Origin of the sequence: Undibacterium pigrum (assembly GCF_003201815.1) — a bacterium.
In the GTDB taxonomy this organism is placed as follows: domain Bacteria; phylum Pseudomonadota; class Gammaproteobacteria; order Burkholderiales; family Burkholderiaceae_D; genus Undibacterium; species Undibacterium pigrum.
Window position 1 is genome coordinate 138,454 of sequence record NZ_QJKB01000005.1, and the last position, 22,964, is coordinate 161,417.

The 22,964-nt window shown below is 49.6% G+C and carries 23 protein-coding genes; 14 read left to right on the forward strand and 9 right to left on the reverse strand.

Translation table 11 applies throughout. The annotated features are described in order from the left end of the window. Nucleotides 1-84: 84 nt before the first annotated feature. Entirely contained in the window at nt 85-414 is a 330-nt protein-coding gene (locus DFR42_RS16095) for an ArsR/SmtB family transcription factor (RefSeq protein WP_110256035.1), read from the reverse strand. Between the two features lie 388 nt (nt 415-802). On the opposite strand from DFR42_RS16095, the gene DFR42_RS16100 reads away from it, so the two are divergent. After that, the gene (locus DFR42_RS16100) at nt 803-2,713 is read left to right on the forward strand and encodes an ATP-binding protein (RefSeq protein ID WP_170133552.1); all 1,911 of its coding nucleotides are present in this window, start codon (nt 803-805) and stop codon (nt 2,711-2,713) included. Between the two features lie 67 nt (nt 2,714-2,780). Here DFR42_RS16100 and DFR42_RS16105 read toward each other — a convergent pair whose 3' ends face one another. Genes DFR42_RS16105 through DFR42_RS16135 form a run of 7 tightly spaced genes read right to left on the reverse strand, consistent with a single transcriptional unit; the run spans nt 2,781 to nt 10,448 of the window. Then, complete coding sequence (locus DFR42_RS16105) at nt 2,781-4,277, reverse strand: helix-hairpin-helix domain-containing protein (RefSeq protein WP_110256037.1); 1,497 nt, start codon at nt 4,275-4,277, stop codon at nt 2,781-2,783. 9 nt (nt 4,278-4,286) lie between these two features. Further along, nucleotides 4,287-6,146: a PP2C family serine/threonine-protein phosphatase gene (locus DFR42_RS16110; RefSeq protein ID WP_110256038.1), complete on the reverse strand. Its 1,860-nt coding sequence runs from the start codon at nt 6,144-6,146 to the stop codon at nt 4,287-4,289. 15 nt (nt 6,147-6,161) lie between these two features. Then, the gene (locus DFR42_RS16115; RefSeq protein ID WP_110256039.1) at nt 6,162-7,211 is read right to left on the reverse strand and encodes a TerY-C metal binding domain-containing protein; all 1,050 of its coding nucleotides are present in this window, start codon (nt 7,209-7,211) and stop codon (nt 6,162-6,164) included. A 23-nt stretch (nt 7,212-7,234) separates the two neighbouring features. Then, nucleotides 7,235-7,876, reverse strand: a complete 642-nt coding sequence (locus DFR42_RS16120) for a VWA domain-containing protein (RefSeq protein WP_110256040.1) — start codon at nt 7,874-7,876, stop codon at nt 7,235-7,237. 14 nt (nt 7,877-7,890) lie between these two features. After that, on the reverse strand, nt 7,891-8,544 hold the full coding sequence (locus DFR42_RS16125) for a TerD family protein (protein ID WP_110256041.1): 654 nt from the start codon (nt 8,542-8,544) through the stop codon (nt 7,891-7,893). A 23-nt stretch (nt 8,545-8,567) separates the two neighbouring features. After that, a complete protein-coding gene (locus tag DFR42_RS16130; RefSeq protein WP_110256042.1) occupies nt 8,568-9,206 on the reverse strand; it encodes a vWA domain-containing protein in 639 nt (212 codons plus the stop codon). 54 nt (nt 9,207-9,260) lie between these two features. Beyond that, nucleotides 9,261-10,448 carry a helix-turn-helix domain-containing protein gene (locus DFR42_RS16135; protein WP_110256043.1) on the reverse strand — a complete coding sequence of 396 codons (1,188 nt, stop codon included), beginning with the start codon at nt 10,446-10,448 and terminating at the stop codon, nt 9,261-9,263. A gap of 327 nt (nt 10,449-10,775) precedes the next feature. Here DFR42_RS16135 and DFR42_RS16140 point away from each other — a divergent pair, with 327 nt between their 5' ends. From DFR42_RS16140 to DFR42_RS16200, 13 genes are all read left to right on the forward strand, one after another. Further along, nucleotides 10,776-11,819 carry a DUF475 domain-containing protein gene (locus tag DFR42_RS16140; RefSeq protein WP_110256044.1) on the forward strand — a complete coding sequence of 348 codons (1,044 nt, stop codon included), beginning with the start codon at nt 10,776-10,778 and terminating at the stop codon, nt 11,817-11,819. A gap of 12 nt (nt 11,820-11,831) precedes the next feature. Then, complete coding sequence (locus tag DFR42_RS16145; protein WP_110256045.1) at nt 11,832-12,410, forward strand: TerD family protein; 579 nt, start codon at nt 11,832-11,834, stop codon at nt 12,408-12,410. Between the two features lie 70 nt (nt 12,411-12,480). Further along, on the forward strand, nt 12,481-13,056 hold the full coding sequence (locus tag DFR42_RS16150) for a TerD family protein (RefSeq protein ID WP_110256046.1): 576 nt from the start codon (nt 12,481-12,483) through the stop codon (nt 13,054-13,056). A gap of 23 nt (nt 13,057-13,079) precedes the next feature. Beyond that, a complete protein-coding gene (locus DFR42_RS16155; protein WP_110256047.1) occupies nt 13,080-14,393 on the forward strand; it encodes a VWA domain-containing protein in 1,314 nt (437 codons plus the stop codon). 18 nt (nt 14,394-14,411) lie between these two features. Continuing rightward, nucleotides 14,412-15,134, forward strand: a complete 723-nt coding sequence (locus DFR42_RS16160; protein WP_110256048.1) for a TIGR00266 family protein — start codon at nt 14,412-14,414, stop codon at nt 15,132-15,134. A 33-nt stretch (nt 15,135-15,167) separates the two neighbouring features. After that, on the forward strand, nt 15,168-15,749 hold the full coding sequence (locus DFR42_RS16165; RefSeq protein WP_110256049.1) for a TerD family protein: 582 nt from the start codon (nt 15,168-15,170) through the stop codon (nt 15,747-15,749). A gap of 7 nt (nt 15,750-15,756) precedes the next feature. Then, on the forward strand, nt 15,757-16,782 hold the full coding sequence (locus DFR42_RS16170; RefSeq protein WP_110256050.1) for an ATP-grasp domain-containing protein: 1,026 nt from the start codon (nt 15,757-15,759) through the stop codon (nt 16,780-16,782). A gap of 29 nt (nt 16,783-16,811) precedes the next feature. After that, on the forward strand, nt 16,812-17,975 hold the full coding sequence (locus DFR42_RS16175; RefSeq protein WP_110256253.1) for a phosphoribosyltransferase domain-containing protein: 1,164 nt from the start codon (nt 16,812-16,814) through the stop codon (nt 17,973-17,975). Then, nucleotides 17,953-18,705, forward strand: coding sequence for an HAD family hydrolase (locus DFR42_RS16180; protein WP_110256051.1), 753 nt, complete (start codon nt 17,953-17,955; stop codon nt 18,703-18,705). Before DFR42_RS16175 ends, DFR42_RS16180 begins: the two co-directional genes overlap by 23 nt. Continuing rightward, nucleotides 18,702-19,790, forward strand: coding sequence for a cysteine protease StiP domain-containing protein (locus tag DFR42_RS16185; protein WP_110256052.1), 1,089 nt, complete (start codon nt 18,702-18,704; stop codon nt 19,788-19,790). The genes DFR42_RS16180 and DFR42_RS16185 overlap by 4 nt, the downstream gene beginning before the upstream one ends. Beyond that, nucleotides 19,783-20,706, forward strand: coding sequence for an HpcH/HpaI aldolase/citrate lyase family protein (locus DFR42_RS16190; protein WP_110256053.1), 924 nt, complete (start codon nt 19,783-19,785; stop codon nt 20,704-20,706). Before DFR42_RS16185 ends, DFR42_RS16190 begins: the two co-directional genes overlap by 8 nt. After that, nucleotides 20,693-21,067 carry a hypothetical protein gene (locus tag DFR42_RS16195; RefSeq protein WP_110256054.1) on the forward strand — a complete coding sequence of 125 codons (375 nt, stop codon included), beginning with the start codon at nt 20,693-20,695 and terminating at the stop codon, nt 21,065-21,067. Before DFR42_RS16190 ends, DFR42_RS16195 begins: the two co-directional genes overlap by 14 nt. A gap of 23 nt (nt 21,068-21,090) precedes the next feature. Next, nucleotides 21,091-22,362 carry a TerD family protein gene (locus DFR42_RS16200; protein WP_110256055.1) on the forward strand — a complete coding sequence of 424 codons (1,272 nt, stop codon included), beginning with the start codon at nt 21,091-21,093 and terminating at the stop codon, nt 22,360-22,362. A gap of 54 nt (nt 22,363-22,416) precedes the next feature. On the opposite strand, the gene DFR42_RS16205 is transcribed toward DFR42_RS16200, so the two are convergent. After that, nucleotides 22,417-22,941 (reverse strand): hypothetical protein, encoded by a 525-nt coding sequence (locus tag DFR42_RS16205; protein ID WP_110256056.1) that lies wholly within the window; start codon nt 22,939-22,941, stop codon nt 22,417-22,419. Between the last annotated feature and the right edge of the window lie 23 nt (nt 22,942-22,964).

Sequence of the window (22,964 nt, forward strand, 5' to 3'; positions counted from 1 at the left end):
GACTTTTCATTATGTGTGAGGCCAGTCTGAGGTCAATGTGACGCAGTTCATAAAATACTTTACTAAGCATAAGGGCAAGAGAATTTATTGAGGTATCACGCATTGCTGGATTTGCACTGGCGTGCAAGGATTGCCACCGCAGCAGTTCTCAGTCAGAAACCCTAGCATCTGGTTCATCGTTGACATATTTGCTGAATAAAACACAAAGCGCCCTGCCTGGCGTGAAATTACCAGGTCAGCATGTGATAACTCTTTTAAATGAAATGAAAGGGAAGAGGGCGGTATCCCCAGTTGCTCACTGATCTTGCTGGCAGCCAGACCGGCCGGCCCTACCTGCACCAGCAAACGGAATAAAGCCAGGCGCGATTCTTGTGCCAGCGCTGCCAGTGCTAGCAATACTTTTTTCGTTTCCATGATTGTCTGCTTATTTTATGCCACGCATGAATAATTGATTCTATATTTCGATAATAGTCGAAATATAGTTGTATGGCAAAGTAAATTTGATTAAGCCCAAAACTGCATGGCATTGATATGGGAAGAGGCCTGCCCGGTATCGTGCAAGGCGCCCCCTGAAATCTTGCCAGGGGGGCATGGGCCTATTGTCTATTATTAGCCTATTAAGAGCAGACGACATACAATGCCTGCTATTGCCATCAGCTCAGAGTCGGTTTTATATCTTCGTATGCAGACACTATTTTCAGCAAAGCGACCATCCAGCAAGTTAGCCATGTATGTGTTCATCGCCCTGGTTTGCATTGTACTGACGGGAAACAGCGCTTGGCAGATGTGGAAAACACATGAAATGGCAATGCATGCCGGTGATGTTGCAGCTGGCAACCTGGCACAGGCGATGGCCCAGCATTCTGGTGACACGCTCAGGGCTGTTGATGTCGCCATCCTGTCTGTCGCAGACAGGATAGAACAGGATGAGGGCTATTTGCTGCAAGCTGAAAAACTCAGGCTTTTGCTAAAGCGTGAGATGGAGAAATTGCCGCAACTCAAATTGATGACCGTGATTGCTGCTGACGGCAAGCTACTGGCATCCAGCAAACCAGACCCTGCACAGATCAGCGATCTGGAACGCGATAATCTCAATTACCACCAGACGCATGGCAGCAGTGACTGGTATGTCAGCAAATCAGCCAGACTCATGCAGGACGGTAGCTGGTCGCTGTTAATGTCGCACCGCCTCAATGACAAACAAGGTGCATATGCTGGCATAGTCCTGGCGCATATTGACGTTGATTTTTTGTTGAAATATTTTAATAGCATCAACCTCGGAAAAAAGGGCTCGATTGCCATGCTGACGGATGATGGCACCCTGATATTGCGCCGCCCGCTGATAGTCAGTGCCCTCGGTAAAAAATATGTCAATAGCCCTATCTTCCGCGAACAGCTTGCAGTGGCAAGCGCTGGCACATTTACCACCACTTCCAAGCTCGACCGGGTAGAGCGTATAGTCGGTTACAGCAGACTGGAACACTTCCCCCTGATTGCCGTGGCAGCTTTGTCCAAGGGCGAAGTGCTGGAAGCCTGGCGTTCCAGCGCCATCGTACAATTGATAGGCAATGGCGTACTCATCATCATCTTGCTGATCTTTGGTGGTGTGATTGCCAGTCAATTTGAGCGGCAATTACGGGCCGCAGCGCAGCTCTCACAGCTATCAGCGATCATAGACAGTTCTGAAGATGCCATCTTTGGTGTCAGCACAGAGGGTATTATCACCAGCTGGAATACCGGAGCAGAAAAATTGTTTGGCTATAGCGCCCGTGAAATCATTGGCAAGTCAGCCAAGTCCCTGTATGCCGATGATGAAGGGGAAGTCAGTTCCTTGCGACTCCATAGTATCGCCAGGGGTGAGCGCGTCAGTCATTTTGACAGCACAGGCCTGCGCAAGAATGGTGAGAAAATTCAACTCTCTATAGTCATGTCACCAGTACATGATGGTGAGCACAACGTCGTCGCTGCCTCAACAATAGCCCGCGATATTACCGAGCGCAAGCAAATGGATAATATGAAGGCGGCCTTCATTTCTACTGTGAGCCATGAATTGCGTACGCCGATTACCTCCATACGCGGCGCTCTGGGATTAATGGAGTCGGGGACTCTGGGTGAACTCTCACCCAAGGCCATGCAACTGGTGCGTATTGCCCACAATAACAGCAAACGCCTGACTGGCCTGGTCAATGATATTCTCGATATGGAAAAAATCACCTCAGGCTATATGCGCTTTGAAATCCAGCGGGTAGATTTGAAAGCCATCGCCATGCAGGCGATGGAAGCCAATGCCAGTTATGCACAAGAGCACCAGACTTCATTTGTGCTGACTGAATATCCCGAGTCTGCCTGGGTCATGGGTGACACTGATCGCATCATGCAGGTATTTGCCAACCTCTTGTCCAATGCTGCCAAATACTCGCCACCCAATGAGTGCATAGAAGTCCACATCAAGCACCTCGATGAAGTTTTCAAAATCGAAGTAGAGGACCACGGCGCAGGTATTCCAGAAGTATTTCGTCCCCGTATTTTCGGCAAGTTTGCCCAGGCAGAAGAGCATGGCGAGAAAAACCTGGGTGGTGCAGGGCTGGGCTTGAATATTACCAGAACCCTGGTTGAAAAAATGGGTGGCAGTATAGGCTTTGAATCCGAGCTTGGTGTGCGTACGGTGTTCTGGTTTACCTTGCCTGCATCTGAACAGCGCCGGACAAGCTAGCTGATCTGGAATGCAGTGCAAGAACGAAAATCTCTGCCTGCATCCAGATCGTCTCTATGCCCGATGTTTAGTTGAGCACCATCTGCACCACAATCAGGCGGCCACCATCCTGTTTTGACATCAGCAATTGCTTGCCATCTTCCAGCGCTATTTTTTCACCTATGGGCACCAGCGTTTTGCTGGCGACATCGGTCAGTTCAGGCATGCCTTCATTGACCAGATACCAGATGTCATTGTGATAGACGAAATAGCCAACCCGCTTTTTCTGATCATCCGTCAGGCGTTCATTGGGGACGATATTGCGGTTGATATGCCACTGGAACAAGGATTGATTGGTGTACACCATCAAGCGGTGATTGTCAGGGCGGAAGTTGGCATCCTTGCGTGAAGAATATAAATTCAGTACCGGCAAGGGACCAGAAAACGGCGTCTTGCAGAAAGGGCAAACCGCCTTCGTCTTATTGTCGAAGATATACCATTTTTGTTCGCAAGACTTATTGCTGCATGGTTGCAGTAAATCGATAGACTTGACCAGGGCATTTTCCCATTCATCTGCCGTAGGACGTGCATTTGGGTCTTGCAAGCCTTCGGTAAATGCTTTCAGTATCAGCTCAGACAGATATGGTCCGGTAATCTGGTAAGGGATCTTGCTGGTATCTTTCCACGGTAATTCAGATGGCTTGACATTGGCCAGCTTGATGCGGTTGCTGGCATCTGTAGGATGCTCGATGAACAGCGCATTCTTACCCATCGTCAATTCTTCATCCTGCTGGGCGTCAGCAGCATGTACCTTGTCACCACGCAGGGGATGGCGGAACAGCAGATACATATAGATGAGTACCGCCAGGGCATGCCTGTCAGTCACAATGGATGGCAATTTACGGTTGGGGTCATGCTTGTCCAGATGCGCCGTGGCGACACATTCCGGTGCGATGAAATCAGGCGTGCCAACCACATCCGGCGGGTATTTGCCAGGCACAACCAGGCCGTCGATATCAATCAGGCAGGCGCGTCCAGTCGACGGGTCTATCAAGACATTGCGATAACTGAGATCACTGTGAGCCAGGCCAGCCGAGTGCATGCGCCTCACCGCGCGCGCTATCATCAGGCATAGCTTGAGTTGCAGCATCCAGTCGCCCAGTTCACGCGGGTCTAGGAACTTATTGCGATTGCTGGCAGAGGCAAACCATTTACCTTCTTTTTCCTTGCCCTTGATTTGCAACATATCATTGTTGCGCGAACCAATCTTGAAGAAAAACTCAGGGTCGTAAAATGGCACGACCACACCTATCTTGCCATTGTATTCAACCATGGCGGTTGGCCAGCAAAACAGTTTTTTCCAGTAATCGCCACCAATCTGATTAAAAATCCGGTCGCGGTAAGTGCCGGTGATGACAGCGACACGTTCTTTGGTAGCGACGTCGGCTTCACCGCGAAAAAAGGCGACGACATAATTTTTGGTCGGTGAAAAATACACATCCTTCATGCCGCCAGATGCCTTGATTTCGTCGAAAAATTCAACGGTACTTCCATCAGAAGCGGTAAGGGAAACAATTTTACTCATCAGGCATCCTTAGTAAACAATTGCGATGGTGCGGTCGTCGTGATTTCCTTGTGACCAGAAATCCAGCCAGTCCAGTAATTTCTGTGCTTTTTCATCGGTTTCTTCGTCATGCACAATCGCTACCGTCGCATTCAGGTCTTGCCATAGCGCGTCCCAGTCCTTGCTGCGTGCCAGGCGTGCCTCAGTTTCAAATTTCGGGTCAGAGACGCCATCCGACATCAGGATGAAGGCGGTGACATCGTCATACACATCGAAACGCAGGCGTTTCTCCAATGCTTCAGCGGTGACTTCATCCTTGTCCAGAAAGCGCGTCTGTCCCGAGAATTCACCACTGTCCACTTCACCTAGCAAACTAACGCCTTTTGTCGCGCTATACACTCCGACAGCGCCATCGCCTACCCAATAGGCTGCGCACAAAGTGCCGAATGAAAATTTCTTGCAAATGGAAATCAATGCTGTACTGGAAAAATCCTTGGGCTTTGCATCAGCCACTTTATTGACTTCTTCCATAATTTTGACAACAGAGTGATAAGCCGCATGCGAGACTGTCAGGTATAACTCATTGCGTAGTTCTGACCACAATTTCTTGGTAAGGGCCGCATCCAGATTTTCCGTGCGCGCGCGTGAATACTTTTCAGCCGCAAGAGCGATGGAATCAGACTTGCCGGCATTCAGAGTGTTCCTGATATGCTGCAAGGCAGTGTCGCAAATAATCTGCGAACCACGACGTGAATAACTGCAACTACCAGCGCCATCTGACACGATGGCAATATTCCAGTCAGACTCTGCCAGATATTCTATGCTGAAATCATCATCGCGAAATGAACCCACATGCGCATGTGAACGACCGCGCTTGCTGGCAGCGACGATATTAAAATCCTTGCCCTTGACGAATTTTGCATCTTCATCAGGCTTCCAGTAAATTGCATCTTTATCAGAAGGCTTATTGAGCCACATGGATTTTGGATTAGGCGTCACCGTGATATTCAAGGTCGCCAGGCGATTTGATTTTTCATTGGTAAACCGGTAAGTGATGCGGATAGGGAAGTCCCCCTGAACCGCAGGTGTACCACTCAATTCTTCCAGCTCATCGTTGTATCTCAAGCCCAGTTGTTCAGGAATGACGATATCAAGTATCTGATAATTCTCGCTTTGCGGCTGGTCTGGTGTTACTTTTGAAGTATAGGCTTCCTGGCATCGCGCATTCGAGACCACAAAGCGGATATTCTTGTGATCTGAAACGATGACAGGAGCTTTCGTTGTAGGCATATCGCTGCTCGCAGTTGCCTGCGCGGTTGTCGGGGCAATTGTAGGTGCGATTGTCGGTGCGGCAGTGCCGGGCGCAGCGGGGGCCGATGCAGTAGCAGAGTCAGCAGCAGAAGCTGGGACAGGAGCAGAAGCAGTATCAATAGCCGGAGCCGGAGCAGGAGCCTGGCCGGTTACGGTATCAGGGGCAGGGCCTGTGTTGATATCGGCACCAGGAACAACTTGAGATGGTATTTTCATTGCATCACTTTCTGTATGACGCGCCAGGGCAGGGTTTTCAGGCCTGGCTTCTTGAGACTGGGTGGGCTTGGGTGGGGCGTAAGCAAGAGGAGGCAGTTCGCTAAATTCATGCTTTTTGACGCCGGCAGGCGTGGGCAAATCTCGTGGCGGGAAAAATTTCGATGCAGCAGAATGAGGATTGACCGATACAGGTATGGTCCTCTTGTAGGCATTGAAATCCTTGAGCATGTACTCCTCAAGTTTGTTGACAAAATTCTCAAAGCGTACATCACCAATGTATTGATCAATCTCGGATTTGCTGTTGCCATTTTGTTCCAGCAGTATGTGCGCATACAATCCTATCGCAGTGCTTTTTGAGCTCACAATATCTCCTGGACGCTAGCCGCGTGAACGATTGACATCAAAGCCATCGCCTTCACTATAGCCAAAATTACCCTCCTTGTTACAGGCCGGGCAAGTGGCTGCTCCCGGCCCTTTCAGGCACATGATCTGGCCACAGGCGCACATCGCAAAACCGATGGGGTTGCCGCAATGCGGGCAACCCGGGCTGCCGAGCAAGGCATCAGAATTGACGGTGCTGACCAGGGCACGCTGGTCTGAGTAATCATAATAATCTTTTTCCATGGGATAAACCCCGGTCAGATTAAACTGATCTATCTTGAATGCATGGCCTTCCAGTTGCAGATGGTTTTGCAGGCGCTCATATTTGATCAGGTAAGGCAGTTTATTGGTCGAACACTGGCCAGTGACTACGACAATATCTTCATCAACCACAGCCGCATCGACGATATCACCAATTTTTTTCATGATGGAATCATCCAGCTTGGCCAGATTGACACCCTCTACATTGCTCATGGAGACGCTGCGGCTTTGCGCAACCACCGACATGGTGACCCAGTCGACAAAGCGTTTGAAATCTTCTTCAGAATTGGTATCAAGCAGGATGACATTCTCGGTCAACTGGCGCAGTGTGCCCAGTGCCGCATGTTTGCCTATGCCTATCGCCACCAGGGTGACTTTGCTGGCATATTCAGCCTTCCAGCGTGTCATGGCCTTGCTGATGTCGTCGGTAGGTTTGCCATCGGTCATGAGATAGACTACCGGCTTCCAGTCGCCTTTTTTGTCCATGGTGCTCTTGACTACATTGCGGTCTATCTCATCCATCAGATGCATGAGGCCCGCACCCAGGGAGGTGCCGGAACCTACTGGCAAACGTGGCGGGTAGAAAAACACCAATTCCGTCAAAGGAGTCAGGGTGCGCGGCTTTCCCGCAAAGACAATGGTGGACAGATACACCGTTTCCAGTGCGTGCGGATCAGTTCTCAGCTTTGTCACAAGGCGCTCCAGGCCCTGCTGCAACTGACGCAGATTATCTCCGACCATGGACTCAGAAACGTCGAGCATCAGGAAAATAGGTAGGCGGCGCATCAAAAATCCTTGCAAGAATAATGTTAGAGAACGACCTGGACTTCTGGTGGCGGGGGCGGCAATTCCACTGCAGTAGTCGTACCCAGGCTGGTTGTACCCGAGGTGACGGCATCACTGACCCATTGGAAGAAACTGGAAAAACTATTGCTGTCCATGGTATCCAGACTGACTACAGTATCTGTCAGCGCCTTGAGTTGGTCAGGCACACTTTTAGGGCCAGCTGCACAGGCAATGATGGTGCCAAAATTTGCCTGCTTGACGCGTGGAATACTTTCATTGAATTGCAAGGTGTCCGACGGTTTGCCATCGGTCATGATGAACAACAGGGGACGCCAGTCACCCTTGGTTTCTTGCGTGGATTTCCTGACTTCGACAGCAGCCTTGTCGCAGATGAAATGCAAGGCCTCACCCAAAAATGTCGGCCCTGACTCAGGGCAGACTATTTCAGGAATGCGTACATCTTCAAGTGCAGTCATCGGCAAAATCTCGGTCACCTTGCCATCAAAAGTAATGATGGACAGGTAAACACTCTCCAGCGCAAATGGATTCTGGCGCAAGGATGCCAGCATCGCCTGTATGCCAACATTCACGGAGTGTATGGGTTCACCACGCATGGACCCAGAAGTATCAAGGGCTATATAAACAGGTAAGCGGCGTCCGGACATAGTGGTCTTTCAGTTTAAGTTGGGTCAAAGAGATAAGGACGGATGATTTGCATCAGATTGTCCGAATCCAGCGGCGTGCCTATGGCCTTGAATGCCCAGTTGTTGCCTTCACGCGCAAATTCTGCAAAAGTCAGTGCACTGCGGTTGTTGAATGAATTGTCACCACTGACGTCATAACGGCAGATTTCCTTGTTTTTGGCATCAACAGCGCGAATAAAGGCATTGCTGATCCTGCCAAAATGCTGCTTGCGCTCTTGCCCCTGATAGATGGCCACGATGAAGACGATGCGCTCATAGATAGCCGGTATCTGGTCGAGCTTGACGATGATCTGTTCATCATCGCCATCACCATCGCCAGTGCGGTTGTCGCCGGTCAGCCAGATGGCTCCTGAGGGATGCTTGAGCGAATTAAAGAAAATAACGTCACTGCCAGCAATGCTGGGCTGACCATTTTCGTCTTTGCCCAGATGCTGAATATTACCCTTGGGACCAAGCAGGACAGCTATCGCATCCAGATCAAATTCCTCTGCGGGGCCACTGAAGAGTTTTCCCAGAAAACCTTTTTTTTCTTCAGCAACGTCCCAACCAAGACCTATCGTCACTGTAGAAAGGTCATTTTCTTCCTTGCGCAGGCTGACGCCTTGTCCCTTTTTTAAACTGACTGCCATAGCTACTCCTGAAATGTAAGAAATTAAAGAACTACATTGACTTCGGGTGGTGGTGGTGGCAGGTCACTCAAACCTGTCGTTTCTTTCTTCTGCAAATCCACTTTCTGGCTGGTCGTCGCGATGGATGCGCTGACCCATTTGAAGAAAGCCTTGATGGTGTTGCTGTCAGCGGTGTCAAGCTTGACGACTGAGTCTGTGATTTGCGATAAATGAGTGGTGTTGGCATTTGGGCCAGCGGCGCAGGCAATAAAGGTGCCGACCTTGGCTTTTTTCAACTCGGCGATGCTATTGGTCATGTCATCAGTGGCTTCACCATCGGTCATCAGGAACACGATAGGCTTCCAGTCACCCTTGACTTCAGCACTGGTCACGGCCACTTCACGGGAAATACATTCCACCAGCAGGCTCAGGGCTGCGCCCATGGACGTGGTGCCGCTGGCAGTGATGCTTGGTATCTGGAATTGTCCCAGTTCTGTCAATGGCACGACTTGTTGTGCGGCATCTGAAAAAGTAATGACCGACAAATAGGCGGATTCCAGTGCATGCGGGTCTTGACGCAATGCAGCAACCAGCGTCTGCAGGCCATTGCGCACCGCTTCAATAGGCTCACCATGCATGGAGCCAGAGGAGTCCAGCAACAAATAAACAGGTAATTTTCTCATTTTTTTCTTCCTCAGGAAATGTAAGGGCTACAGAACAATTTTACGGCATTACTTCTACGACGAACTGACTGGTGAATTGAGCGCGCTCAAGCGGGCATTGAGTAGTTTAATCTGCGTACCATAATCCATTTTTTGGTAATCGAACTGATTTACAGTGCCAGTATGCGTTTTATTTTTTTGTATGCGCTTGAATTTATGCAAATGCTGGTCAAGTATCATGACCGAATGCATGACTTCATACGACCTGCGGGCAAACTGGCTGTTGATGGCACTGGCCAGGGTTTCCAGTTGCAGATGACACTCCTCTGAAATTTTTTCAAATAATGGGTATTGTGTCGCTGGAAACAAGGCCAGGGCCGACAATATATTCTTCATTTTACTTTTAATGGGCTTGGGGGGCTGCAATACCAAGGTATGCAGGCGCTGATATTCACTGGCAGATGGCTTGCCCGTCAACTGGCTGAAATGCTGCAGATACGTCGTCACTTCCTTGCTATCCGGAAAGCCTTCACGGATAGCACTGACCTGGCGCAGACAAACCCGGCTATCGAGCCGGAGCGGGATGGTGGCGGTCTTTTGAATTGCCTTGATCAGCACCGGGTCGGGCGGCACGATAATGTGTTTTGTATGCTGTGCAGCAATTAATTTATCCAGCGTCTCTTGCAGCGATGCTGCCTTGATGTTCCCCTGCATTTCATACAGCGTCAGTTCTGCCAGGTTAATCCAGATGCTGCGCGCATGCTTTAGCAGTGGGGGTGTCCATAGCAGGGCTATTTCAGGGGCAATGACAGGACTTTTGCCCTTGCGGTGATGCTGGGCTTCATTAAAAATATTGCGTATGGTTTTTTCGTCGAGCCGGTATTGCCTGGAAATCGCCGTAAATGACATCTGCAAGGCCAGATTTCCTATATGCTCGATAAATCTCTCGGTAGCACGGTGACGTTCGGAAATATGGCGAATACTTTCATTGAAAGTGCTCAGGCATTGCTGGCAGCGGAACCTGCGCCTTCTGATATCAAGGAACACCACCCGCGAACCCAGATTAACGTCGCGGATTTTGATGTTGAGCCGCCCGTAGCCTGTCACCCGGGCAGATGTGCAGCGCGGGCAAACGCTGAGCGTGTCGGAATTGGTGTCGGATGTTTCCAAACCTATGGTCAGCTCATCCTGATTGGCCTCTTCAATATGCAGTAATTCCATACCAGGCAAGGGCATTAACCAGTGATGACTTAGTTTATCCATGTTGACATCCTAGCACTGATTTTCTTTATTCACAATTACGGAATAATTTGTGTGTTAAAGAAAGTTTTTCTCCTATAGTGAGTTGCCAGAGCTTGAGCAAGCAAAGCACATCTGGATGAAAATTCAGAGTGTCATCAGGAAGTAATATTTGCTTACAGCAAAAAACTTGTAGCATAGTAAGCTTCTCCAGACGCAATCAAAATAAACAGATAAATCCGGATTGAATGGACAAAATTGCATTGCAACGGTAAATTCTTTGTTGTTTTACCTTTTTCAATTTTTATTAGCATCGTTACACTTCATTAAATTATTCTTTTAGGGAACAAAATGAAACATTTCAGGTTTTCCTTCCTCATAACGCTAGTCTGCCTGGGGCTTGCTGCTTATTGGGGTTATATCCATTCGGGCGTTGGCGGCGCTGTTACTGCCGTAAGCATCGCCGCGATTTTGGGCGTGATGGAGATTTCCCTCTCTTTTGATAATGCAGTGGTAAATGCTTCGGTTCTCAAAAACTGGAATGCGTTTTGGCAATCCATCTTTTTAACCGTGGGTATTCTGATTGCGGTATTCGGCATGCGCCTGGTGTTCCCACTGGTGATCGTGGCTCAGGCGGCAGACCTGGGTATGCTGGAAGTCTGGAACCTGGCATTGAATGATCCCAAGCAATTCTCTACGCATCTGATCAATCACCATGCTGAAGTTGCGGCTTTTGGTGGTGTGTTCCTGCTGCTGGTATTTTTGAACTTTATTTTTGATGAAGACAAAGAACTTCACTGGATGGGCAATGTCGAAGAAAAGCTGGCTGCATTTGGCAAAGTAGGTTCCGTCCCGATTTTGCTTGCCCTGCTGGTGGTGATATTCAGTGTCTCCATGGTAGAAGAAGCCAAACGTTTTGTCGTGTTGATGGCAGGTGTCTGGGGCATTATCGTCTACGTAGGCGTGGACTTCATCAGTGGCTTGCTGGAGAAGGAAGAAGAAACCGATGTCAATATCGGTGCCGTGGTCAAGGGTGGTGGTATTGGTGGTTTCCTCTACCTTGAAGTACTGGATGCATCCTTCTCTTTTGATGGTGTGATCGGTGCATTTGCGATTACCAATGACGTTGTCATCATCATGCTGGGCCTGGCGATTGGTGCGATGTTTGTGCGCTCCATGACGGTTTATCTGGTCAAGCAAGGCACGCTGGAAGAGTTCGTGTATCTGGAACATGGTGCGCACTATGCTATCGGTATCCTGGCGCTGATCATGTTTGCCAGCATGAAATACCATATCCCTGAAATTTTCACGGGTTTGATTGGTGTTGCATTTATCGTGGCGTCTTTGTGGTCATCCATTAAACACAAACGTCAATCAGTAGCAGAGAGTAAATAAACAGGAGCGTATATGGCTATCAGTTTGCAAAAAGGCGGTAACGTCAATTTATCTAAAACAGATCCTAACCTGAACAATGTGCTCATCGGCCTGGGCTGGTCTTCACGTGCCTCTGACGGGCATGATTTTGACCTCGATGCCAGCCTGTTCATGGTTGGTGAAAGCGGCAAGGTGCGTAGTGATAATGACTTTATCTTTTACAACCAGTTGAAATCCACCTGTGGATCAGTAGAACACACAGGTGACAATAAAACCGGTGCTGGCGATGGTGATGATGAAGCAATCAAGCTGACCCTGAGCCTGGTGCCTGCCGAAATCAAGCGTCTGGTGGTGGCTGTCACCATTCATGATGCGGGTGTCAGAAAGCAGAATTTCGGTCAGGTGCATGATGCCTATATCCGCATCGTCAACAATGAAACGAATGGTGAGATCGCCAGGTTTGATTTGTCAGAGGATTATTCGACAGAGACGGCCATGGTGTTTGGTGAAGTGTATCGCCACAATGGCGAATGGAAATTCAAGGCAGTAGGGCAGGGGTTTGCTGGAGGCTTGTCAGCACTGGCGACACAACATGGTGTACAGATCGCCTGATGACAAGATGTGTTAAGTGTGGTTAGCTTTTTTTTGCAATCAAATTCATCTAATTTACAAAGGAAATAAAATGGCTATTAGTTTACAAAAAGGTGGTAACGTCAACTTGAGCAAAGAAGCGCCAGGTTTGAAAAAAATCGTTATCGGTCTGGGCTGGGATCCACGTGCAACTGACGGTGCCGCATTCGATCTGGATGGTAGCGCCTATCTGTTGAAAGCAGACGGCAAAGTACGCGCTGATTCTGACTTCATTTTCTACAACAACCTGAAGTCCACAGATGGTTCTGTTACCCATTCCGGTGACAACACTACAGGCGGTGGCGATGGCGACGACGAAAAAGTACTGGTTGACCTGACACTGGTGCCTGCAGAAATCGACAGAATCGCTGTTTGCGTCACTATCCACCAGGCAGAAGAGCGCAAGCAAAACTTTGGTCAGGTAGGCAAGGCTTACATGCGCTGCCTGAATGGCGATGGCAATGCAGAAATCGCCCGCTTTGATTTGTCTGAAGATGGCTCGGTTGAAACCGCCATGATCTTTGGTGAAATCTACCGTGCTGGCGCAGAATGGAAATTCAAGGCCATCGGTCAGGGCTTCAAAGGCGGCCTGGGCCCATTGGCAAGATCCTTCGGCGTCAACGCTTAATCATCTTTAATTGAGATCCTGGTATGACACCGTTACTTAAAGGGCAGCGATTACCGCTTGCTAATATCCTGACAGATAATCGCTGCCAGATTGACATGACAGTGACTGGTCATGCCGTGGATTTTTCATGCTTTGCGCTGGATGCAGCTGACAAGCTGGTTGATGAAAGTTATATGACTTTCTTCAACCAGCCAGCTTCACCCTGTGGCGGCGTACGGTTTTCACAACTGAACGCCGTAAGCAGCTTCAACTTTCATTTGAATGTATTGCCCGCTACCATACACAGGCTGGTGATCGCCATGAGTATCGATGGCCAGGGCAATATGCAAGCGATACAGTCTGGTTCAGTGGTCTTGAAAGACCATGCCAGTTATGCGTTTTCAAAAGCAGATTTTGAAAATGAAAAGGCAGTCATGCTGGCTGAGCTTTATCGCAAGGACGGCCAATGGCGACTCATGATAGTTGGCCAGGGCTTTAATGGCGGCCTGGATGCGCTGGTACAGCATTTTGGCGGTGAAGTGGCTGCTGCCGAACCCGCAACGGCATCAAATAATGCCACTAATGAACAAAGAATTTCACTCGAAAAACGAGTAGAAAAAGAAGCGCCCCAATTAGTCAGCCTAGTGAAAAAAGCTGCCGTCTCTCTGGAAAAAGTGGGTCTGGGATCGCACAAGGCCAAGGTTTGCCTGGTGCTGGATATTTCGGGTTCCATGAATGGCTTGTACAAGTCGGGAGCAGTGCAGAAATTTGCAGAAAAAATCCTGGCGCTGGGCTGCAGGTTTGATGATGATGGCGAAATTGATGTTTTCCTGTTTGGAAAAAATGTACATCAGCCAGCGGCGATGGGCTTGCAGAATTGCCAGGCTTTTGTCCAGCAGGCTCTCCACACCTATCCGCTGGAAGGTGATACCAGATATGGTCTTGCCATGGAAGCAGTGCGCAAATTCTATGCGCCTGCCAATAATGGGCAGGCAGCAAGCCAGGTCAGTCCTGCCAAAATACCGGTGTATGTCATGTTTGTGACTGATGGCTCAACATCGGATCAGGCCTTTACTGAAAAACAGCTCAAGTGGGCTAGTTATGAACCGATTTTCTGGCAATTCATGGGCATAGGCAAGGGCAGGAAATCCAAGAGCAAAAAATTGCTGTCCTTTGCAAGTTCTGATTTTCCATTTTTGGAAAAACTCGATGAATTGCAAGGCCGCTGTATCGACAATGCCAGCTATTTCTCGGTAGCAGCACCTGATGAATTAAATGATGAGGAGTTGTATGACTTGCTCATGGATGAATATCCGCAGTGGATCAAGCTGGCCAAGAACAGCGGCATTTTAATTTAATTTTAGAAAGACTGAATCATGCCTACATTTACAACGACTGGTGACGTGGACCCATTTCTCCATGTGTCCATGAAAAGAGGTGAAAAAATCTATTGTGAATCAGATGCCATGGTCATGATGGAAGCCAACCTGGAACTCAAGGGCAAGATGCAGGGTGGCCTGATTTCCTCATTGATGCGCCGCATGGCGAATGGCGAGTCATTCTTCCAGCAACACATAGAAGCAGTCAACGGTGATGGTGACTGTCTGTTGTCGCCGGTATTACCAGGTGCGATGCAGGTAGTTGATATAGGCCCGCGTCAATACATACTCAACGATGGCGCTTTTGTCGCAGCGACCGCAGGTGTAGAAATGAAAACCCGCATGCAAAATCTGGGCAATGCCCTGTTTGCTCAGTCGGGCGGCTTCTTTGTCATGGAATCTTCAGGCTCCGGGCAAATGGTGGTATCCGGTTTTGGTTCCATGTTTGAGCTGGAAGTGGCTCCTGGAAAAGATGTGATTATCGATAATTCACATGTGGTCTGCTGGGACCATACCCTGCACTACGAAATATCCGTCACCACGGGTTCCACGGGTGGCGGCGTCGGTGGATTCCTGGGCAACATCGTCAATAGTGTGACCAGTGGTGAAGGCATAGTCTTGCGTTTTAAAGGTAGTGGAAAAGTATATATCTGTTCCCGCAATCGCGATGCTTTCGTGGAATGGATGCAAAAAGTAGCCGGTGGCCGTTCTGGCCGATAGTGGTAATCATCAATACAGAAATGGAGTAACAAGATGGCAGTGAATCTCAGTAAGGGACAAAAGATTTCCCTCGACAAAGAAGCAGGCACAACTTTGTCCAAGATCATTATGGGTTTGGGTTGGGACGCCGTGAAATCAAAAGGTTTCCTGGGCTTTGGTGGCTCTGCGCCAACCATCGATCTGGATGCATCCTGCCTGATGTTTGATGAACAAAGCAATCTGGTTGACGTAGTCTGGTTCCGTCAATTGAAATCCAAAGATGGTTCCATCGTCCATAGTGGTGATAACCGCACTGGCGAAGGCGATGGTGATGATGAACAGATCGCCGTGGATCTGACACGCGTTCCAGCCAATGTCAAAAGCCTGGTGTTTACTGTCAACAGCTTTACCGGTCAGAATTTCTCGCAGGTGGACAATGCCACATGCCGTATTTTGAATGGTGCAAATAACCAGGAAGTAGCGCGCTTCAATCTGACGACACTGGGCAACCATAGCGCGCAGATCATGAGCAAGGTATACCGCCACAATGGTGAATGGAAAATGCATGCTATCGGTGAAATCGGCTCCGGTCGTACATTCAATGATCTGATGCCACAAATCACACCTCACCTGTAAGCGATACATGCATCTTTGGTTTAACCGGACTTTTTCGTCTGTCTATGCAGCCATCGGCCTGATCAAACAGGCTGATGTGACAAACGAATTTACGATTACGTACAGTCACCCCAACCCACACGCAGCTGCGCAGCGTGTGGCAGATCAATTCTTGTCAGAGCCCAAGGATTTACGTGCTGAAGACTACGTAGACTGGTGCTTGCAAACATGTCTTGATCATAAAGTGGATTTGTTTTGGCCCGGCCATGAAGCCAGGCTGATCGCCGCCAACAAGGCGCGTTTTGAAGCCCAGGGCACACGTGTGATGAATGTGGCGACGCCAGAAGTATTACGGCTGCTCAATGACAAGGCAGCATTTTGCGCAGAAGTGCAAATGTCTGATGCCCTGCCAGCCCAATACCGCGTATTCACCAGTGTTGCTGAATTTGACGCTGCCTATGATGAATTGAAGCCACGTTTCCCGCGCTTGTGCGTGAAACCTTCCATCTCGGTATATGGCCTGGGTTTTGGCATTCTGGATGAAGAACGCAATGCCGCGCAATTATTGATTGCGGGCGAACAGTATAAAGTCGGTTTGCAGGATTTCAGACGCGGCCTGGCAGATATGGGTGAGTGCAAGCCCATGCTCTTGATGGAGTATCTGGAAGGGCCGGAATACAGTGTTGACTGTGTCGGCAATGCAGGTGAAGTAGTGGTCGCCATACCGCGCAAGAAGTCGCCAGTAGCAGGCTATGGACAAACCATAGAATGCGACCCCGTCATCATGCAGGCGGTCAGCGAACTGACCAGGCAATTCAAGTTAAGCGGCATCTATAACGTGCAGTTTAAAGAAACCCAGGGCAAGCCACGACTGCTGGAAATTAATGCACGCATGTCTGGCGGTATCGCCATGGCATGCCAGGCCGGGCCTAACTTGCCTTATCTTGCAGTCAAAGGTTTTGTAGATGGTTTTGACAAGCTGGAAATACCAGCAATAGCTCAGGGCATCCGTGTGATGGAAATTTCAGTACCAATAACGATGGCTTCTGTATGACGATCATGGCGCAACAATCATCACCCGAAATGAGTACAAAAATAAGACAGCAGTTGCCTACCGGCCTGCTGTCCGTGGCTGTGCACGAGCAATTATTCAGCCTGGACTCATTGATGGGTTTTGCCGCGCGTGCCAATCTGAAACGCGGTTTCCTGTTCCTCAGCAAGGTACTGGGCAAGCACTGGCCTGTCCGTCCCTCGCTCATGAAAGAGATACATGAAGCACTGGCGGCACAGATTGCTGCTGACTTGCCTGAGCCTGTGGTTTTTATCGCCATGGCAGAAACTGCAGTAGGCCTGGGCCAGGGTGTTTTTGAAGCATATCAGCGCATGCATCCAGAAAAGTCTGTGCTGTTCATTCACACCACCCGCTATCACGTCGCTGATTATGAATTGATCGAATTTGAAGAAGCGCATAGCCATGCACCGCGTCAGTTTATTCATATGCCCAAAGATGCGGCGATGAAAAACAAGATTATGCAGGCGCAGTCCCTGGTGATGGTGGATGATGAAGCCAGCACAGGCAATACTTTCTTGAATTTGAAAAACGCTTTCCAGCAATTCAATCCGAATATCAAGCGCCTGCATTTATCGACGATTACCAATTTCATGGGGCAGGAGAGAAACAATAGCCTGTCCGCCAGATTTGGGCTGGAAGTCACCATAGGCTCGGCGCTGACTGGTGAATATGAATTTCAACAGGGCGAATACCAGGTGCCGCACGTAGCTGCGCAAGCCTTCCAGGCTGCCGCAGATCGCGGTGCCAGCACCGAGTTTGGCCGGGTTGGCATGGAACGTGAGCTGGTGCTGGATGAGTCGCAAGTCAGTGCGCTGGCAATGGCCTTGCCGGCGGGCGCAAAAATCCTGGTGCTGGGCACAGGTGAATTCATGCATCCCGCATATAGCCTGGGCATTGCTCTCGAAGCACGCGGCCTTGATGTCAGGGTGCAGTCCACTACACGCTCACCCATCATGCAGTGGGGTGATGTCAGCAGCATTTTGCAATTTGCCGATAATTATGGAGAAGGTATTTCCAATTTCGTCTACAACGTCGCAGACCGCCAGTATGGCCAGGTGTTCTTGTGTCATGAAACCCCCGTCAATGCTGCACTGCTGGAAATAGCAAGACAGACTGGCGCAGATTTAATTCACTTCACCAAGGAGGCGCATTTTGAAAAAATTTCTCTTTGTTGATCTGGATGACACATTATTCCAGTCCATGGAAAAATGTGGCGATGCCACTGATTTGAAACCTATCGCTTTCCTCAAGGACGGCGCACCGATTTCTTATTCCACCCACAAGCAGCGCGAGTTGCTGGGCATGTTTGAACAATCGATGACGCTGATCCCGACGACGGCAAGAAACTTCGACGCCTATAATCGCGTCAAGCTCGATTTCAATAGCTATGCCATCATCAATTATGGCGGCGTGATTCTGAGTGAAGACGGACAGGCAGACTTGTCTTATCTGTCAGCCAAACAATCACAAATGCATCTGGCCCTGCCGGGTTTGATGGATGTCATGCAGCATATCGATGACTATGGCCGCAAGGTGGGATTCACTGGCAAAGCCCGTTTGATCGAGGACTTTGGCACGCCATTTTATATGGTGTTGAAAGACCCGCACAAAAAGCCAGAACCATTGGCCGAAGTGGAAAAACATGTGGTTGCCCCCTGGCTGGCATCTGATGGCAAAGACTATTATCTGCACCGCAATGGCAATAACCTGGCCGTGTTACCAAAGGCATTGAACAAGGCCAATGCGGTCTTGCATCTGAAAGCAGTTTTGTCTGAACAACACGGCGAGATACTCAGCTTTGGCATGGGCGACAGCAAGTCTGATGCCTGCTTCATGTCGCAATGCGATTACGCGATTATCCCCAGGTCCACGCAATTGGCTGGTGTTGCGCTGGAGGCTCTATGAGTTTCAGTGGAAGTTATCGTCCAGATGATGTGAAGTTCTTGTTGAAGCAACTGCCACTGATGAACTTCACCAAGGTGTCAGAAAAAGAATTGCTGATACAGACAGGGCAGCGCCATTACAGTGAAATGCTATCACCTGAAGCCTTGCCTTCGCCTGCCTACCTGCATATCTTTGAGCAGGCCTGTGCTGCCAATAATCAAAAAATGGCTGAAGACTGCGTTGCACTGGCGGCGATTATCCGTGAACGCAAAGGGCCAGAGTTGACGATAGTTTCACTGGCGCGTGCAGGCACACCGGTAGGCGTGATACTCAAACATGTGCTGGAAGCAGGCATGGGTGCCAGGGTTGCGCATTATTCGATTTCCATTATCCGTGACCGAGGGATAGACACGGTCGCCTTGCAGCATATCTTGCAAACGCATAAGGATACGTCCATCGTGTTTGTCGATGGCTGGACTGGTAAAGGCGTCATCTCCAGGGAGTTGCACAAGACCATAGAAGATTTCAATCAGGCTCATGGCACCTCGATAGAGCCGGGCTTGTATGTCTTGTCTGACCTCGCCGGTACGGCAGCATTTGCCGCAAGCAGTGACGATTATTTAATCCCGTCCAGCATACTCAATGCCACTGTCTCTGGCCTGGTCAGCCGCTCGATTTTGAATGCAGATATCGCTGAAGATGATTTTCATGGCTGTGTTTTCTATGATGAATTCCTGCCGCATGACAGGTCCATCAGTTTTGCCGATGACATTATTCAACTGGCCAGGCAGGTGCTCAAACAAGGCCAGGCATTGGATGCCAAACCGGTAGATCGTGACAAGGCAGCCGCCATCTCGCTTGCCTGCCTGCAAACCATGATGCAGCGCTATCAGGTCAGCGATATCAACCTGATCAAGCCAGGCATAGGCGAGGCCACCCGCGTGTTATTGCGGCGTGTGCCCAGAGTCGTCATCGTCAGGGACGTGAATGCCATAGATGTACAGCATCTCATCGTCCTGGCGAAAGAAAAGCAGGTTCCTTTGGAAGTCGATGTTCATTTACCTTATCAGGCTGTATCGATTATACGGAGTGCGTTAGATGGCTAATAAATTTATGGGCGCATCCCTGTATGTGCCGGCAAATCACAAGAACCTGCTGGCAATTGCCAATGGTGAATTGCTCCCGAATGCGCGCTCCCTGATCTTTTGTACAGAAGATGCAGTCTCGGAAGAAGCGCTGGGTTATGCACTCTTCAATCTGCAACTGACGCTGGAAAACATGCATCCTTCATGCAGGGCAGATCGCTTCGTCCGCGTCAGAAATACGGATGTGCTCAAGCGTGTGCTGGCCATGCATGGTTCAGAAAAATTGACAGGCTTCGTCATCCCCAAAGCCAGTGCAGAAAATTTCCATGATTACTTTGAGATGGTCAGGGACACCAAGCATCTGCTGATGCCTACGTTGGAAACCGCAGAAGTATTTTGCGATGACGCCATGCGTGACTTGCGCTCCATCTTGCTGGCGCCGGAAGTCAAACCACGCATACTCGCTCTAAGAATAGGTGGTAATGATTTGCTGGCATTGCTGGGCTTGCGCAGGCCGCGTTCGGTTTCGATTTATCAGACACCGCTGGGCAGCGTGATTGCCAAGCTGGTGGTCATTTTCAAGCCACATGGTTTTGAACTGACTGCACCGGTATTTGAATATCTTGATTTGCCTGAATTGCTGGACCAGGAAGTGATACAAGACCTGGCCCATGGCCTGGTTGGGAAAACAGCCATACATCCTGACCAGATTGAAGAGATAGAGTGCCATTACCGCGTCTCAAATTCAGACATGGAATCGGCAAGCGCCATCCTGAATGTGAATAGCCCGGCGGTATTCAAAATGCATAATGCCATGTGTGAAATTGCCACCCACAAGGCATGGGCTATCAGGACCCTGGAGAGATCAGAATTATTTGGCCAGCATTCCCACGATGTATCACTACCAGTGAATGAGGAACAAAATGCAAGTTACTAGAAAAGTGAAATTGATTATTGCAGGCTTTGCACTGCTCCCTTTCATCCTTTTTATCTTGTACACATGGGTCACCCTCAGCTTTGCTTTTTCTGAAGGTGAACGTGCCGGTTACATGCAAAAAATGTCCAAGCGTGGCTGGGTATGCAAGTCATGGGAAGGTGAGCTTGCACTCGTGACCATGCCTGGTGCCATCCCCGAAAAATTCCAGTTCACCGTCAGGGATGATGCCGTCGCCAAAAAAATCAGCGATGCCGCCGGTAAGAGGGTAGTGCTCAAGTATGGGCAGCACAAAGGCGTGCCTACCTCATGCTTTGGCGACACTGAGTATTTCGTGACTGATGTTATTGTTCCCGCCAATTAAACTCATACAGCATCAGGATCATCATGGAAAATCTCGCCAGAGGCCAGCGCCTGCCATTGTCTAATATCGTCGCTGGCACTACAGTAAGAATAGGCCTGCAAGGCCAGGGCCTGAGCCTGGACTTCGCCTGTTTTGGACTCGATGCCCAGGGCAAGCTGTCGGATGACCGTTACATGATTTTTTTCAACCAGCCCACTTCACCTTGTGGTGGTGTCGCGCTCAGCGATGTAGCTGGTGATTTGCAGGGCTTTCAGTTTGACCTGAGCAAGCTGCCGCAGACGATAGAGCGTATCGTTATCACCAGCAGCATTGATGGCAGCGGGACCATGTCGCAACTGCAGAGCGGGTATTTGCGCCTGCTGGACCAGGACATTGAAAAAGCCAGGTTTGCATTTTCTGGCACAGACTTCAGTGCAGAAAAAGCCGTCATGCTGGGCGAGTTTTATCGCAAGGATGGGCTGTGGCGTTTCATGACTATAGGCCAGGGTTTCAATGGCGGCCTGGATGCCCTGGTCACGCATTTTGGTGGCAGCCTGGCCGAAGCGGCGCCAACTCCATCTCTACCACCAACAGCGCCAGCAGAAGTCAAAAAAGTATCCCTGTCCAAGGTATCACTCACCAAGGCCGGACAAAGCCACAAAGTCTCACTGGAAAAAGGCGCGGGCGCACCCAAAAAACTTATCGTCAAGGCGACCTGGCTGGATAACGGCGATGATGCTGATGATAATGATGACCTGGACTTGCGCGTGGGCCTCTTGCTGCCAGACGGCAAGATGAAGTTCATCACTGCACCAGATGCGCCGGGCAGCTTCGCGTCCGCCCCTTATGCATTGCATCTTGGCGATACCGTCACTGCCTCAGCCAAAGAGCCTGCGACTGAAACCGTGGAAGTCAATCCTGATATCGCCAGACTCTCAGGCGGTCAGGTAGTCATGGTATTCAGCGTGTATTCTGCCCTGTCCAATGGCGCAGTTTCTGTGGCTTCCATGCGCCCCAAAATGGTCATGCAATATGGCGAGCAAATCGTCGAATGCGATTTTGATTTCAGAACATCCAAACATGCAGATGATGACACTGTGTACACCTATGTCATCGGCACCGCCATCATCAATGAAGACAGCATTACCCTGGCACCTTCAGGTAAAACCTCAGAACCCGGCAGTGAAAACACGCCCTGGATATTCATGAATGGCAACGAGCCACGCATAGAGGTAATAGGGCCTGTAGTCTTCAAGGGTAAGGAAAAGAGCAAGGAAGCCCAGTTCAATCAGGGTAATCCTTACAGATACGTGTGAGCTTGCTGTTAGCAAAAAGCCCGGCGCTTTAGTGCCGGGCCATACCGCAGCAATTTATATCTGACGGTCTTCTGCCTTGAAAGTGCCTTCTGTGATGCTCAGGATGGCTTTGGTTTTCTTGTCCCTGAGTTCAAAAGAAAATTTGCCTTCGATGACTTTACCGCTGACGGAGGTGATCTCCAGCATGTTCTTGCCATCGCGCGCATCGTATTCAGCGACAGGTTCTCCAAATGGTTGCTTGCTTTGGCCCTTGGTGAATTTGACTTCGCAGCCGTTGTTACCAAAATCCTTGGCCTGATATTTGACAGGTTTGCCATCAAAATTCCTGCAGATGATGCCCAGGCGGTCTGACAGGGTTTTTGGAGGCGGATAGGCAGATGCACCCTTGGTGACGGCAATCAGATTTAAGACACCCTTGGTTGGTATCAGATAGGTGATGCCATCATCGTCGCTTTCAAATACCTTGCCGTCGATTTTTGCGCTGAGTTGCTGCGTTATCTTGGCATGGGCCAGCAAGGCTGGCGTCAGGCTGAATACTGCCAGCGAGGCCGCAGCAAGGACAGAATGGGATAGTTTCATATGATTCCTTTGTAAATAGAACT

What these genes read in the sequence shown, in the direction of transcription:
- DFR42_RS16095 (WP_110256035.1), bottom strand. Translation starts at nt 414, where the DNA reads ATGGAAACGAAAAAAGTATTGCTAGCACTGGCAGCGCTGGCACAAGAA.
- DFR42_RS16100 (WP_170133552.1), top strand. Translation starts at nt 803, where the DNA reads ATGGCAATGCATGCCGGTGATGTTGCAGCTGGCAACCTGGCACAGGCG.
- DFR42_RS16105 (WP_110256037.1), bottom strand. Translation starts at nt 4,277, where the DNA reads ATGAGTAAAATTGTTTCCCTTACCGCTTCTGATGGAAGTACCGTTGAA.
- DFR42_RS16115 (WP_110256039.1), bottom strand. Translation starts at nt 7,211, where the DNA reads ATGCGCCGCCTACCTATTTTCCTGATGCTCGACGTTTCTGAGTCCATG.
- DFR42_RS16120 (WP_110256040.1), bottom strand. Translation starts at nt 7,876, where the DNA reads ATGTCCGGACGCCGCTTACCTGTTTATATAGCCCTTGATACTTCTGGG.
- DFR42_RS16125 (WP_110256041.1), bottom strand. Translation starts at nt 8,544, where the DNA reads ATGGCAGTCAGTTTAAAAAAGGGACAAGGCGTCAGCCTGCGCAAGGAA.
- DFR42_RS16130 (WP_110256042.1), bottom strand. Translation starts at nt 9,206, where the DNA reads ATGAGAAAATTACCTGTTTATTTGTTGCTGGACTCCTCTGGCTCCATG.
- DFR42_RS16135 (WP_110256043.1), bottom strand. Translation starts at nt 10,448, where the DNA reads ATGGATAAACTAAGTCATCACTGGTTAATGCCCTTGCCTGGTATGGAA.
- DFR42_RS16140 (WP_110256044.1), top strand. Translation starts at nt 10,776, where the DNA reads ATGAAACATTTCAGGTTTTCCTTCCTCATAACGCTAGTCTGCCTGGGG.
- DFR42_RS16145 (WP_110256045.1), top strand. Translation starts at nt 11,832, where the DNA reads ATGGCTATCAGTTTGCAAAAAGGCGGTAACGTCAATTTATCTAAAACA.
- DFR42_RS16150 (WP_110256046.1), top strand. Translation starts at nt 12,481, where the DNA reads ATGGCTATTAGTTTACAAAAAGGTGGTAACGTCAACTTGAGCAAAGAA.
- DFR42_RS16155 (WP_110256047.1), top strand. Translation starts at nt 13,080, where the DNA reads ATGACACCGTTACTTAAAGGGCAGCGATTACCGCTTGCTAATATCCTG.
- DFR42_RS16160 (WP_110256048.1), top strand. Translation starts at nt 14,412, where the DNA reads ATGCCTACATTTACAACGACTGGTGACGTGGACCCATTTCTCCATGTG.
- DFR42_RS16165 (WP_110256049.1), top strand. Translation starts at nt 15,168, where the DNA reads ATGGCAGTGAATCTCAGTAAGGGACAAAAGATTTCCCTCGACAAAGAA.
- DFR42_RS16170 (WP_110256050.1), top strand. Translation starts at nt 15,757, where the DNA reads ATGCATCTTTGGTTTAACCGGACTTTTTCGTCTGTCTATGCAGCCATC.
- DFR42_RS16175 (WP_110256253.1), top strand. Translation starts at nt 16,812, where the DNA reads ATGAGTACAAAAATAAGACAGCAGTTGCCTACCGGCCTGCTGTCCGTG.
- DFR42_RS16185 (WP_110256052.1), top strand. Translation starts at nt 18,702, where the DNA reads ATGAGTTTCAGTGGAAGTTATCGTCCAGATGATGTGAAGTTCTTGTTG.
- DFR42_RS16190 (WP_110256053.1), top strand. Translation starts at nt 19,783, where the DNA reads ATGGCTAATAAATTTATGGGCGCATCCCTGTATGTGCCGGCAAATCAC.
- DFR42_RS16195 (WP_110256054.1), top strand. Translation starts at nt 20,693, where the DNA reads ATGCAAGTTACTAGAAAAGTGAAATTGATTATTGCAGGCTTTGCACTG.
- DFR42_RS16200 (WP_110256055.1), top strand. Translation starts at nt 21,091, where the DNA reads ATGGAAAATCTCGCCAGAGGCCAGCGCCTGCCATTGTCTAATATCGTC.
- DFR42_RS16205 (WP_110256056.1), bottom strand. Translation starts at nt 22,941, where the DNA reads ATGAAACTATCCCATTCTGTCCTTGCTGCGGCCTCGCTGGCAGTATTC.